We start from the raw sequence: 13,134 nt of genomic DNA on the forward strand, positions 1-13,134 counted from the left end.
CCCACCCCCCCCAGCACCCCCGTCCGAGAGCACGAGAGAGGCCGCCCGCCATGGAACAGCAGCTCGACTACGCAGCCGTCCGCGCCGCCGCCGACCGCACGGCCGGGGCGATCCGGCCCGTCACCGTCGCACCCGTCGCCGACGGCCTCTGGTACGCCCTGGAGTACCTCCAGCACACCGGCTCCTTCAAGGCCCGGGGCGCCCACAACTTCCTCGCCGCCCACCGCGCCGCCGGCACCCTCCCGGCCGCCGGCGTCACCATCGCCTCCGGCGGCAACGCCGGCCTGGCGTGCGCCTGGGCGGCCCGCGCGCAGGGCGTGCCCGCCACCGTCTTCCTCCCCGCCACCGCCCCGCGCGTCAAAGTGGACCGGCTGCGCGGCTACGGCGCCGACGTCCGGCTCGTCGGCGACCGCTACGCCGAGGCCCTGGAGGCCTGCCGGCGGTTCGCGGCCGACAGCGGGGCCCTCGGCAGCCACGCCTACGACCACCCGCTCATCGCGGCCGGCGCCGGAACCCTCGTCGACGAGATCCGCGCCGCCGTGCCCGGCCTGGACACCGTGGTCGTCGCGGTCGGCGGGGGCGGGCTGTTCGCCGGCGTCGCCGCCGCCGCGCGGGCCCACGGCATCCGCGTGGTCGCGGCCGAACCCGAGAACTGCCGGGCGCTGAACGCCGCCCTGGAGGCGGGACGCCCGGTCGACGTCCCCGTGGACTCCGTCGCCGCCGACTCCCTCGGCGCCACCCGGGTCTCCGCCGACGCCCTCGCCGCCGTCCAACAGGACAACGCCGTCTCCGTGCTCGTCGCGGACGAGGCCATCACCGCCGCCCGGCGCGCCCTCTGGGAGGACCACCGGATCGTCGTCGAGACCGGCGCGGCGGCCGCCCTGGCGGCCGTGCGCACCGCGCCGGAGCCGCTCGGCGAGCGGGTCGCCGTCGTCCTGTGCGGGGCGAACACCGACCCCGGCGACCTCTGACCCCGACGGCCTCTGACGCCGACGACGATCGTCGCTGCCGCCCGCGACTTTCGAGGACGGCGCCCCCGCCCCCGCCCCTGCGAGGCTCCACGGTGTCTACGGGAACCACGAGGGCACGGAGGAAACGGGTCATGGCTCAGCGCAAGGGTTGTCTCATCGGCTGCGGGGTGGCGCTGGTGCTGGGCGTCGGCATCGTGATCGCCCTCTTCCTCGGGTTCGGGAAGATGATGGACGTCGCCGAGGAGACCCTCGTCGACCCGAAGGTCTACGAGTCGGTGCGCGTCGGCGACTCCGAGGCCGCCGTCCGCGCCAAGCTGCCCTCGGGCGAAAGCTTCGTCAAGGGCGCCCTCAAGGAGGGCGGCCCCGCCGAGCCCGCGGGCAGCGTGTGCGCCTGGTACGTGTCCAGCGACGGCAAGGCCGACGAGGACGTGCTGCGCTTCTGCTTCAAGGACGGCAAGCTCGCCGAGAAGGTCAGCTACCGCATGAAGTAGCGCCCCCGGCGCTCCGGCCGGTCCTCTCCGCCGTCCAGCTCGGCGGCCGAGAGGGCCAGCCCCTCGGCCGCCCGGCCGCAGCGCAGCGCGAGTTCCTCGACGCGGGCGCGGAAGGCGTCGGCCTGCGGCCCCTTCCAGTCCAGGGCCGCGCAGGCGCCGCGCAGCCGCTCCGCCCGCTCGCGCAGCACGGCGGCGTGCGTGCGCAGCCCGTCGGCGGGGTCCCGCACCCCCTCCGGCCGCCCGCTCACGACCGCCCCTTCCACGGGGCGAACGCGTTGGCCACCCCGGCCAGGTGCGGCTCCAGCTCCGGGTGGTGCCGCAGCAGGACCGTCACCATCGAGTTCTCGTCCACCCAGCGCAGCCCCTCGGGCGTGTACACCTCCGGCCGGTAGTCGGTGGTGAAGAAGCGGTCGCTCTTGAGACGGCGGGTGGCCATCAGCACGAAGATCCTGAAGAGGGTGTCGCTGAACCCGAAGCCCGCCGGGCGCGGTTCGGCGAGATTGCCGACCAGCGTGTCCACCCGGTCGAGGCGGCCGTCGTAGAGCTCCCGCAGCAGCGGGGTGTCGCCCGGGTGGCCGCCGGTGAGCTCCTCGAAGGAGGTGACCGGCCGCTTGCGCAGCATCGTGCGGTAGGCGTTGTAGCGGGGGATGCCGCGCTCCCGGTCCCGCAGCACGTCCACCGTCCCGAGGTCGATGTGCTCGCCGGAGAGCCGGGCGAAGTTCCGCAGCGCGTCCGGGTGGTTGTGCAGGACGAGGGCGCCGGGGTGGGAGACGCCGAAGGTGTACAGCAGGTCGCTGATCCCGAAGTCGTCGACCGCCGTGCGGGTGGTGGCGCCCTGCATGTCGTCGAAGCCGATGACCTTGCGCACGGCGCCGTGCCGGTGGTCGCGGACCGTGATCTCGTCCGGGATCAGCGGGTGCAGCCGGTACGCCGAGACGAACTCCTCCGTCATGGAGAACGGCGCCGCGTGGTGGTCGGTGGCCGAGCCCAGGGTCCCGCTGAGGGCCTCGCCGCCGATCCGGCCGAAGGTCCTCGTCACCCAACGGGGCAGCAGCCCGTACCAGTTGGCGCGCATCGCGTGGTGCAGCACCGGGTGGTCGAGGATGCCCGGGGTCCACTCCACCGTGTGGATCTTCGCCATCAGGGCGGTGTTCACCAGCCGGGCCGTGTGGAAGAGCCGCTCGTCGTCCCAGGTGGGGTGGTGGGAGCGGATCAGGTCGCAGATCGCGTTGTGCTCCTTGGCGAACAGGGTGTGCAGCAGCGACAGGCCGCTCCAGTAGTCGCTGTTCATACCGGTGGCGTCGAGGCACTCCATCCCCGGCCGCGGGTCCCGGGGCAGCCGGCCGTCCTCCAGGATCAGGTGCCCGCGCTCCCCGGTGCGCAGCGAGCGGCAACGGGCCTCGTCCGACCCGTAGATCTGCGAGCCGTCCCACCAGTGGGTGACGGTGTTCTCGTACGTCGGCGGGACCCCGGGGGCGGTGTGCGCGACCGGGTCGGGGCGGGTGCGGTTCACCCGCATCGGGCAGGTCCCGCCCTGCCGCTCCCAGTCGTCGTCGGCGGCGATCGGGACGGTGAGGGGTTCGGCCTCCTCGTTGTCCCCGTGGTTGGCCCAGCCGTGGTTCTGGAACTGGATCCAGGCGGCGGCGAGCAGGTTGAGGGTGGGCGCGGGGACGAAACCCCGGCGGGCCAGCAGCCGCCGGCTGACCTCGCGCGGGCTGGGCGCCATCAGCTCCTCGTCCGCGTCCGGATGGACCAGCTCCAGCGGGGAGTTGCGGTCCAGCCGGGTGCCGGCGCGGCCCATGTCCTCGTCGTACGGGTCATAGCCGGAGCCGTCGTACGAGCGGTGGGGCGCGAGCCGGCGGGTGGGGCGGCGGTCGCGTTCACCGCCCGCGCCGAAGGTGTCGTACAGGTTGTGGCGGCGCAGGTCCTCGCGGATCACGGCGAGGTTCATCAGGCCCAGCGGGCCCGGAAGTTCGTACCACTCGCGGGTGCGGTTGATCCGGGCGAAGGCCGCCGACTCCAGCCGCTCCAGGAGTCCGGGCGGCCCGTACGGCCGGGGGGCCGGGGGAGGCGGCGTACCACCGCCGGACTGGCCGGGCAGCCTGCCGGGGGCCTCGGGGGCGGCCTCGGGGGCCTTGGGGGCCCCGGCGGATGCGGGGCCCGCCTGCGGGGTGGCGTCGGTGGTGTCGGTCATACGGGGTCCTCAGCGGTCGTGGAGGGTGAACAGGTGCGTGCCGGTGACCCGGCCGCGGAAGGCGGCGAGTTCGGAGTCGACGTGGGTGCGCGCATGGGGGACGTCGTGCTCCAGGTTGTGCGCGTACCGCTCCGCGGCATGGCACAGCGGGAAGGCGTGGGTGTCGTCCTTCCAGGTGAACTCGGTGAATTCGTCCGGCAGTTCGTAGGCGGAGACCGACGACCGGCCCTCCAGGGAGGGCACGATGTCGTGCTCGTTGACGAGCGAGACCACCCGGGTGCGCGGATCGCAGGCCCGCTTGTGGTCGATCGGCGAACCGACCGCGACCACGTGCGTGACGGTGTACAGCGCGTTGAAGTCCCGGCTCGCCGCCAGGTTCATGGCGGTCAGCCCGCCCTGGCTGTGCCCGACGAGGGCCACCTCCGAACCGGAGGGCACCAGCCGGTGCAGCGCCCTGCGCACCGCCCGGGTGTATGCGGTGTCGGTGGCGCCCATCGCGTTGCAGCTGCCGACCACGTCCTGGGGGCCCTCCTGGTTGAACCCCTTGCCCATGCCGGCCAGTTGCACCACGAAGCGGCGCTTGCCGTCCGGGCCGGTCACCTCCTGGACCAGGAGCAGCCCGCGCGTGCCGAGGTGGCCGATGTTGCGGACGTAGCCCACGATGGAGCCGGAGTCGTCGATCCGCTCCAGCAGTTCGGCCGTGGCCGCGTGGGGCTCGGCGCGGCCGCGGCCCCGGTCCAGGAAGGACCAGACGGCACTGGGGGTGCCGAGGAAGAAGTCCGAGGTCAGCGGCCGGTGGGTGGCGATCTGCCAGCCGGCGGCGTCGTTGAACGGGTTCTCGTCGGTCAGCGCGCTCCAGGCCATGATGTCGGCGAAGGACGGCGCCAGCAGGGCCAGGGCGTACGCGGCGCCCCGGTCCGTCAGCAGTCCCCTGAACACCCGGACCGCCTCGGTGTGCCGGTCCTCGTCGATGGCGCGCAGCACCCGCGAGGTGGTGGCGTCGGCCAGCAGCTCCGGGTGGCGTACGGCGGCCGCCCGGATCCGCGCCTTGAGCCCGGTGACGGCGAGGCTGACCGCCAGGCTCTCCCGGCTGGTGAGCACCCCCGCCAGCCAGACGGCGCCGGCCAGCGGGGTGCGCCCGTGCGGGCCCCAGCCGAAGCCGGTGGGGTCGAGCAGGGTCCGCAGCAGGCGGCGCCGGCCCGCCCGGGCCCGCCGGGGGCCGCCCGCCGCCGGGAGCGGCGCGGGGCCGAGCGCGAGGCGGGAGGCGTAGCGCGCTGCCTCGCGCACGGCGTCGGCGGCGGCCGCCAGTTCGCGGCAGACGTGGTGCAGGGAGGCGACGTCCGGCTGGGTGACGGGCGCCACCGCGTCGGGCGCGCCGCTCCCGGGCACGGCTTCGGGCACGGGGTGCTCCTCTCTCTTGGCGGGCTCGGTTCGCCTCGGCGGGGCTGTGGTCAGGGGCGGCCGAGGCGGAGCCGGATGGCGGCCGTGTCGACGATGCCGGGCAGCGGACGGCCCGTGTCGAGGGCCGGGCGGGCCCCGGTGAGCCGGTTGCCGCGCAGTACCTCGGCGCAGACCAGTGAGGACAGCAGCAGCCCGAGCCGGTCCCCCGGACAGCGGCCGGGGCCCTGGCTGAAGGGGGCGGTGCGCGGGTCCCCGTCGGCGCCGGGGACCAGCCAGCGGCCCGGGGCGAACAGGTGGCCGCCGGGCACCCGCTCGGGGTCGCGCTGGTGGAAGCCGATGGGGACGAGCACGGTGGTCCCGGCCGGGTGGCGCACCCCGCGCCATTCGGTCTCGGCGCGGGTGACCCGTACCAGGTCCGGGACGATTGGGTAGAGCCGTACGGACTCCTGTACGCAGGCCCGCAGCCGGGGCAGCCCCGGGGTCCCCGCCGCGATCTCCGCGCGCACCTCGTCCTGTTCGGCGGGGTGCGCGGCCAGCAGGAGCAGGGTGCGCGTCACGATCGGCGCCAGGACCTCGATGGCCAGCAGCCAGTGGTGGGTCTGGCCCAGCGGGTCGGCGCCTTCGGGAGCGGGGGCGCTCAGGGCGCGGGCGGCCAGGGTGTGGGGCGGTGCGCCGGCCGCGTACCGGGCGATCCGCGCCTCCGCCCGCGCGTACAGGGCCCGGCTGTCCTCGGGGCGGCTGCGGCCCATCCAGTTGGCCCGGTCGCGCAGGGTCGTGAGCCAGCCCGCGAGTTCCCCGTCGTCCGCGGCCCGGTCGCCCAGGACGACCCGGCGGGAGATCCGGGCCAGGGCGGTGCGCAGGAGGGGGAAGCCGAGGACGGTGGCGGCGGTGAGCGGACGGCACTCCTCCTCGACGACCGCCCCGTACTCGGCGCAGGCCGGGTGCAGGGGTTCGCCGGGGGCCAGGACCCGGTCGTTGACCTCCCGGCGGTCCTCGCGCAGCCGCCCGTGGGAGCAGATCACCCCGGTGGGCTCGAACACGGAGAGGCTGTCGAGCTTGTCCTTGGCGTCCATGGCGAGGACGTCCATGGGCTCGGCGAAGAACCGTGCGACGTCCTCCTCGTCGAAGAGGACGAGCATGTCGCCGGAGAGGGCGCGCACCAGGACGGGCGCCCCGCCGTGCCGTGCCTTCATCGCCCGCAGCGTGGCGTTCGACCAGGCGGGCTGGTTGACCCGGGAGTACAGGGACACCACCCCGAACCGGGGGCTGGCGACGCCGCGTACGAAGGCGGGCACGGTGTGGGTGGCCATGAAGCGGACGGTCTCCGCCAGGCCGGCCCGGACGGGGGCCGTCCCGGGGCGGGCGGCCTCGCGGGTACCGGTGGAGTGCGTCATGCCGAGACCACCTTGCCGGGGTTGAGGAGGTTCTTGGGGTCGAACAGCCGCTTGAGGCCGCGCTGGAGCTCCAGGGAGACGGGGCCCAGCTCGCGCTCCAGCCACTCCCGCTTGAGGGTGCCGATGCCGTGCTCCCCGGTGGTGGTGCCGCCCAGGGCGAGGCCGGCGGCCATGATGTCGTCGTAGGCGGCGCGGGCGCGGGTCAGCTCGTCCGGGTCGGAGGCGTCGAAGACGACCGTGGGGTGCAGGTTGCCGTCCCCGGCGTGGCCGAGGGTGAAGACCTCCAGCCGGTGGTGGTCGGCGATGCCCTCGATCAGGCCGATCAGCCGGGGGAGTTCGGTGCGGGGGACCGCCACGTCCTCGATGAAGGCGGTGAGCCCGCCGCCCCGGGACGCCATACGGGCCCCGAGCGCGGGGGTGACGAGGCGGCGGGCCTCGATGATCTCCCGGGCCTCCTCGGCGGTGGCGGAGGCGGTGACCTCGTCGGCGCCGGCCTCCTTGCAGAGGAGTTCCATGGCGGTCAGGTCGGCGGAGGGGGCCGCCCCGTCGCTCTCGACGATCAGGGTGGCGGCGCCGGCGGCGCGCATCAGCGGGTGCGTCCCGAGGTCCACGACCGCCTGCGTGGTGGCCCGGTCGAGGAGTTCGAGCGCGGAGGGGGTGTGCCCGGCGGCGATGATCGCGGCGACGGCGTCCCCGGCGGCGGTCAGGGTGGGGAACCGGGCCAGCAGGGACAGGGCCGGCGGCCGGGCGGGGCGCAGGGCGAGCGTGGCGCCGACGACGACCGCCAGGGTGCCCTCGGAGCCGACGACCAGCCGCGTCAGGTCGTACCCGGCGACGCCCTTGGCGGTGTCCCGGCCGGTGCGCATCCGCCGCCCGTCGGGGAGGACGAGGTCCAGCCCGAGGACGTAGTCGGCGGTGACCCCGTACTTGACGCAGCAGATGCCGCCCGCGCCGGTGGCGATGTTCCCGCCGATGGTGCAGCTCTCCCAGGACGCCGGGTCCGGCGGGTACGTCAGCCCGTGCTCGGCGACCGCCTCGGCGAGGCGGCGCGTGGTGACCCCGGGCTCGCAGCGCACGAGGCGGTTGGCGGGGTCGACGGACAGGATCCGGTCCATGGCGGTCGTGGACAGCACCACGCAGCCGTCGACGGCGTTGGCGGCGCCCGCCAGCCCGGTCCGGGCGCCCTGCGGGACGACGGGCACCTCCAGCTCGTAGGCGGTCCGCATGACGTGCTCGACCTGCTCGGCGGTGCGGGGGCGGACGACGACGGCGGGGGTGCCGCACTCGGAGAAGGGCGCGGTGTCCCGGGAGTGTGCGGCGAGGTCCGCCGGATCGGTGAGCAGGGCGTCGTCGGGGAGGCCCGAGCGGAGCCTGGAGAGCAGGAGAGGGGGGTCGCTGGTGACGGACATGCCGGCCTTCCGGGACGGGGCGGGGCGGGGCGGGACGTGCGGTGCGGTGCGTGCGGGGGAGGGGCTACAGGGTGGGGAGTTCGGTGGTGACGGGCACGTCGATGAGCACCGGGCCGTCCTGCTGGAGGGCCGACTCCCGTACGAGCTTGGCCAGTTCGGCCCAGCCGGACGCCCGGTGGGCGCGCACCCCGTAGCCGGTGGCGACGGCCGTGACGTCCAGGCCCGGGATGTCGAGCCCGGGCGCGCCCTGGGCCCGTTCCACCTGGGCGAACCACTGGAGGATCGCGTAGCGCTGGTTGCTCAGCACGACGAAGGTGACGGGCACCTTGTAGGCGGCGGCGGTCCACAGGGCCTGGACGGCGTAGTGGGTGGAGCCGTCGCCGATGACGCAGACGACCGGCCGGTCCGGGGCCCCGAGCTGGGCGCCGACGGCGGCGGCGAGGCCGAAGCCGAGGCCGCCGCCTGCCGTGAAGAGGAAGGAGCCGGGGGTGTCGATCCGGGTGGCGTCGTGGAACTGCCCCAGGTTGGAGGGGGATTCGTTGATCCAGAGGGTGTCGTCCGGGGCGCCCTGGGCGATGGCCGTCATCGCCGCGAGGGGGGTGAGTGCCCCGTCGACCTCCTCGAAGGACTCGGCCCGCGCGAGGCGCGGCGCGGCCGGGGCCGCCTCCCGGGCGGGCAGCGCTTCGGTCAACGCACGTACGGTCAGGGCGATGTCGGCCACCAGGGCGTCACCGACGGGAGCCCGGGCGGCCTCGTCCGCGTCCCGGGTCAGCTGGACGAGCTCGGCGCCCTCGGGGAGGTAGGCGCCGGGGAGGTACGGGTAGTAGCAGAAGACGGGCGCGCCGATCACCAGCACCAGGTCGTGGCCCTCCAGGCAGCGGGAGAGCGGCCCGATCGCCGGGGGCAGCATCCCCCGGTACCGCGGGTGGGACTTGGGGAAGGCGACCCGCCCCTCGGTCGGCGCGGACCAGACCGGCAGTCCCGTGCGCTCGGCCAGCTCCACCACGGCGTCCCAGGCCCCGGAGGCGTCCACGTCGTTCCCGGCGACGAGGACGGCGCTGCGGGCGCCCGCGAGCCGTGCGGCCAGCCGCTCCACCACCTCGGCGGCGGGGGCGGCGGCGTGCGTCACGGTCCGTGCCGCCGTCCGCTGGGCGGCCCGGTCCTCGTCCTCGTCGAGCAGCACGTCGAAGTCGTCCATCGGCAGCGAGACGAACACCGGCCCCTGCGGAGGGGTTTCGGCGATCCGCACCGCGCGGGCGAGCGCGGGGCCGACGTCCGCCGGGCGCGGCGGCTCGTACGCCCACTTCACGGCGGGCTGGGGCAGGAGGGTCGGCTGGGGGTTGGTCAGCAGGGCCTCCATGGTGAGCATGGCGCGCACCTGCTGTCCGGCGGTGACCACCATCGGGGTGCGGTTGGCGCGGGCGCCGAGGATCGCGCCCATCGCGTTGCCCGTGCCCGGCCCGGTGTGCAGGTTGACCAGGGAGGTCGTGCCCGAGGCGAGGGCGAAGCCGTCGGCCATGCCGACGACGACGGCCTCCTGGAGTCCCAGGACGTAGCGGAAGTCCTCGGGGAACCGCTTGAGCATGGGGAGTTCGGTGGAACCCGGGTTGCCGAAGACCGTGGTCATCCCGTGGGTTCGCAGGACGTCCAGGACCGACTCTCGGACCGTGCGCATGGCGGTTCCTCCCGTGGGTGGGGCGGGGGCAGGGGTGGCGACAGCGGGTGATCAATCCATCACATTGCGTGGAGCGAGGCAAAACCCATGATCCGTTCGGGTCGGTCACCGGGGAACCCTTGCCCGGCGCCCGCCGCACGTGCTACTGGGCACGGTTCCCCGCGTGCCGATAAACCGCGTGGGCGCGTGCCCTTGCCCTTTATCGGCGTGCCGTGTGACGCACCGTCGACAAGTGGTCAAATCCTGCCGGGAATCACCCGGGCGGCCTTTTCCGCGATTTCCGCCCGGCGGCGCCTGCTAAAGCGCATCAGTGCAGGCCGGTCGCGTGGGGAGGGAATGGCGCACGGCGGCTCCCGGTTCCGCGTTCCGGCCGCGGACACGGGTTTCCCCGGCCATCGGGATTCCGGCCGCATTGACGGGCCCGGCGCGTGCGTACAGCCTGGGGCACCGCCCTCCGGCGCCGGAGCCGGAACTCCCACGAAGGCGGCGACGATGACCCGTTCCCACCTGACCCGTACGGCCGTCGCCACCGCGCTGGCCGCCGGGTTCCTCTCCCTCTCCGCCTGCGGCCTCGGCGGCGCGGGCCGTGACACGGGCCAGGCGCACCGGACCGGCCGGGTGGCCGGGGAGATCACCTTCCGGACCCTCCAGCTCAAGCCCGTCTACACCGCCTACGTGCAGGGCGTCATCGACGCCTTCGAGCGGAAGTACCCCGACGTCAAGGTGAAGTGGGAGGACGTCCCCGGCGACGGCTACAACGAGAAGCTCGTCGCGGACGCCCGGGCCGGGGCCCTCCCCGACGTCGTCAACCTCTCCACCGACTCCTTCCAGCTCCTCGCCGGCCGCGGCATGCTCGCCGACGTGGCCGCACTCGACGGGGCGGTGGCCGCGGAGTACGTCCCGGGAGCCTGGGAGCAGTTCAAGCTGCCCGGCAAGGGCGAGGGGGTCTACGCCTACCCGTGGTACGTGACCCCCGAGATCCTCACCTACAACCAGGACCTGTTCGTGAGGTCCGGCCTCGACCCGGACCGGCCGCCCACCACCGTCGAGCAGTTCTTCGACTACGCCGAGCGGATCGCGCGGAGCTCCGGCGGCCGGTACGCGGCCTTCATGGCCGACCCCAAGGGGAGGCTGCCCGGTGACTGGCAGAAGATGGGCGTCCCGCTGCTGAACGCCGCCGGGGACCGCTTCACCTTCGACACCGACCGGGCCGTCACCTGGGCCGAACGGATGAAGGACCTGTACGCCAAGGGCGCCATGCCCAAGGAGTCCCTGCTGAAGGCCGACGACGTCAACCAGCTGTACGGCAGCGGCAGACTCGTCTTCGGCCCCGGCTCCCCGGGCTTCGTCAAGGACGTCAAGGCCAACGCCCCGCAGGTGTACGCCCAGACCCGGGTCGCGGGCGCCGTCACCGGAACCCTCGGCCACATCGGGATCTACGCCCAGTCCCTCGGCATCCGCAAGGACACCGCGCACCCGGACGCGGCGGCCGAGTTCGCCAAGTGGGTCACCAACGGCCCCAACCAGGTCGAGTTCTCCCGGCGGGCCACCATCTACCCCTCCAACGCCCGGGGCCTGGCCGACCCGCGCTTCGCCGACCGGGGCGACGGCAAGGACGCCGAGACGGTGGCCCGCGCGATCGGCGCCGAACAGCTGAGGACGGCCGCGCTCGACGCCAACACCCCCGTCCAGTGGACCAGTCAGGTCGGCGACGCCGTCGCGCGCGAGATGCAGAAGGCCGTCAAGGGCGAGGAGGACGCCCGCACGGCCGTGCGCCGGGCCCAGGAGGAGGCCAACCGGCTGCTGGCCGCGGCGGGCGAGAGGTGACGGCCCCCGAGGGCGCGGGAGGGCTGCCGCACCGGCGGTGGTGGAGCCCGTACCTGTTCCTCGCGCCCGGGCTGGCCGCGGTGCTGCTGTTCAGCCTCTGGCCGTTCGTCAACACCGTCGTCCTGTCCCTCACCGACGCCCGGGTCCTGGACGGCGGCCGCTTCGTGGGCCTCGCCAACTACCGGCGGGCCCTGGCCGACCCCGACTTCTGGCTGGCCGCCGCCAACAGCGTGCTGTACCTGGTGGTCGTCGTGCCCTGCCTGGTGCTGCTGCCGCTCGCGCTGGCCGTCCTGGTCCGGCGCGAGGTCCCCGGCATCGGCCTGTTCCGGTCCGCGTTCTACACCCCGGTGATCGCCTCCGCCGTGGTGGTCGGCCTGATCTGGCAGTGGCTGCTGCGCAGCGACGGGGCGGTCAACGCCGTCCTGGTCCGGCTGCGGCTGGTCGCGGAGCCCGTGCCTTTCCTCACCGACAGCACGCTCCTGCTGGTCTCCGCGATGATCGTCACCGTGTGGAAGGGCCTCGGCTACTACATGGTCTTCTACCTGGCCGCCCTGGGGAACGTCCCCGGCGCCCTGTACGAGGCCGCCGCCCTCGACGGGGCCGGGGCGGTGCGCCGGTTCACCAGCATCACCGTCCCGTCCGTGAAACCGATGATGCTGCTCGTCGGGACGCTCTCGGCGATCTCGGCCCTGCGGGTGTTCACCGAGGTCTACATCCTGGGCGGGGAGAGCGGCGGACCCGGCGGCGGCGCCCGTACCCTGCCGTTCCTCATCCGGCAGGCAGGCCTGGGCTTCGCCGGCGAGACCGGCTACGCCTCCGCCCTCTCCCTGCTGCTGTTCCTGCTGACCCTGGTCTTCAGCCTGCTGGGCCGCCGGCTGGCGAAGGGGGACGAGGCGTGAGCCGGCCCCACCGCCCGGCCGGCCGCCGGGCCGCCGGCCTCACCGCCCGCTACCTGACGCTCTGCCTGGCCCTGGTGGTCACGACCGGCCCCCTGGCCTGGCAGTTCCTCACCTCGCTGCGCGGGCGCGGCGAGAACGTCTACGAGGGGGTCCTGCCCGCCCGCCCCACCCTCGACAACTACGTCCGGGTCGCCGAGTCCTTCCCGCTGCTCGCGTACACCGCCAACACCCTCGTGGTCGCGGCCCTCGCCGTCGCCTCGAACCTGCTGTGTTCCGCGATGGGCGGCTACGCCCTGTCCCGGGAGGGCTGGAAGGGCCGCAGGACGGTCTTCACCGTGCTGACCGCCACCCTGATGTTCCCCTTCGAGTCCGTGATGATCTCGATGTTCCTCACCGTCCGGGAGATGGGGCTGGTCGACACCCTGGTCGGCGTGTGGCTGCCCGGCGCGGTCTCCGTCCTCAACATCATGATCATGCGGGCGGCGTTCCTTGCCGTCCCCAGGGAGCTGGAGGAGGCCGCGGTGCTCGACGGGGCGAACGAGTGGACCCGGTTCACCCGCGTCTTCCTCCCGGCGTCCCGGGGCGCCCTGGCCGTGGTGGCCGTCACGAGCTTCATGGGAGCCTGGGACGACTTCCTGTGGCCCCTGATCGTCCTGACCGACAGCGACCACTACACCCTCCAGCTCGGCCTCAAGAGCCTGGCCGGCGCCACCACCGTCAACGACCAGCGGCTGATCGCGGCCGGGGCGATGGCCGCCCTGCTGCCGATGCTGCTGCTCTTCCTCGCCCTCCAGCGCTTCTTCTTCCGCGGGGTGGGAGAGGGGGCCGTCAAGGTCTGACCGCCCCGACCCGATCCGCCCCCCCCGCACCGAC

Annotated in this window: 11 protein-coding genes; 5 read left to right on the forward strand and 6 right to left on the reverse strand. The window is 74.3% G+C overall.

Translation table 11 applies throughout. The features are described 5' to 3' along the window. Window positions 1-50: 50 nt before the first annotated feature. The gene (locus tag ABT403_RS35585; protein ID WP_344156941.1) at window positions 51-971 is read left to right on the forward strand and encodes a serine/threonine dehydratase; all 921 of its coding nucleotides are present in this window, start codon (window positions 51-53) and stop codon (window positions 969-971) included. 131 nt (window positions 972-1,102) lie between these two features. Then, entirely contained in the window at window positions 1,103-1,462 is a 360-nt protein-coding gene (locus ABT403_RS35590; RefSeq protein WP_344156944.1) for a hypothetical protein, read from the forward strand. Here the strand turns inward: ABT403_RS35590 and ABT403_RS35595 are convergent. From ABT403_RS35595 to mdlC, 6 genes are all read right to left on the reverse strand, one after another. Further along, window positions 1,447-1,710 carry a hypothetical protein gene (locus ABT403_RS35595; protein WP_344156947.1) on the reverse strand — a complete coding sequence of 88 codons (264 nt, stop codon included), beginning with the start codon at window positions 1,708-1,710 and terminating at the stop codon, window positions 1,447-1,449. The two genes, ABT403_RS35590 and ABT403_RS35595, sit on opposite strands and share 16 nt — an antisense overlap. Beyond that, on the reverse strand, window positions 1,707-3,656 hold the full coding sequence (locus ABT403_RS35600; RefSeq protein WP_344156950.1) for a peroxidase family protein: 1,950 nt from the start codon (window positions 3,654-3,656) through the stop codon (window positions 1,707-1,709). Before ABT403_RS35600 ends, ABT403_RS35595 begins: the two co-directional genes overlap by 4 nt. Window positions 3,657-3,665: 9 nt before the next feature. Beyond that, complete coding sequence (locus ABT403_RS35605) at window positions 3,666-5,057, reverse strand: hypothetical protein (protein WP_344156953.1); 1,392 nt, start codon at window positions 5,055-5,057, stop codon at window positions 3,666-3,668. Window positions 5,058-5,107: 50 nt separating this feature from the next. Further along, window positions 5,108-6,451: a cytochrome P450 gene (locus ABT403_RS35610; RefSeq protein WP_344156956.1), complete on the reverse strand. Its 1,344-nt coding sequence runs from the start codon at window positions 6,449-6,451 to the stop codon at window positions 5,108-5,110. After that, window positions 6,448-7,860 (reverse strand): FAD-binding oxidoreductase, encoded by a 1,413-nt coding sequence (locus tag ABT403_RS35615; RefSeq protein WP_344156959.1) that lies wholly within the window; start codon window positions 7,858-7,860, stop codon window positions 6,448-6,450. The genes ABT403_RS35610 and ABT403_RS35615 overlap by 4 nt, the downstream gene beginning before the upstream one ends. A 64-nt stretch (window positions 7,861-7,924) precedes the next feature. Then, a complete protein-coding gene (gene mdlC / locus ABT403_RS35620; RefSeq protein WP_344156963.1) occupies window positions 7,925-9,535 on the reverse strand; it encodes a benzoylformate decarboxylase in 1,611 nt (536 codons plus the stop codon). Between the two features lie 492 nt (window positions 9,536-10,027). Between mdlC and ABT403_RS35625 the strand changes: the two genes are divergently transcribed. The 3 genes from ABT403_RS35625 to ABT403_RS35635 are packed head-to-tail and all read left to right on the forward strand — an operon-like array spanning window position 10,028 to window position 13,100. Next, a complete protein-coding gene (locus tag ABT403_RS35625; RefSeq protein ID WP_344156966.1) occupies window positions 10,028-11,362 on the forward strand; it encodes an ABC transporter substrate-binding protein in 1,335 nt (444 codons plus the stop codon). Continuing rightward, a complete protein-coding gene (locus ABT403_RS35630; RefSeq protein WP_344156969.1) occupies window positions 11,359-12,261 on the forward strand; it encodes a carbohydrate ABC transporter permease in 903 nt (300 codons plus the stop codon). Before ABT403_RS35625 ends, ABT403_RS35630 begins: the two co-directional genes overlap by 4 nt. Then, a complete protein-coding gene (locus ABT403_RS35635; protein ID WP_344156972.1) occupies window positions 12,258-13,100 on the forward strand; it encodes a carbohydrate ABC transporter permease in 843 nt (280 codons plus the stop codon). Before ABT403_RS35630 ends, ABT403_RS35635 begins: the two co-directional genes overlap by 4 nt. The last annotated feature ends 34 nt before the right edge of the window (window positions 13,101-13,134 follow it).

Source organism: Streptomyces sp. NPDC000075 (genome assembly GCF_040301925.1).
In the GTDB taxonomy this organism is placed as follows: Bacteria; Actinomycetota; Actinomycetes; order Streptomycetales; family Streptomycetaceae; genus Streptomyces; species Streptomyces polychromogenes.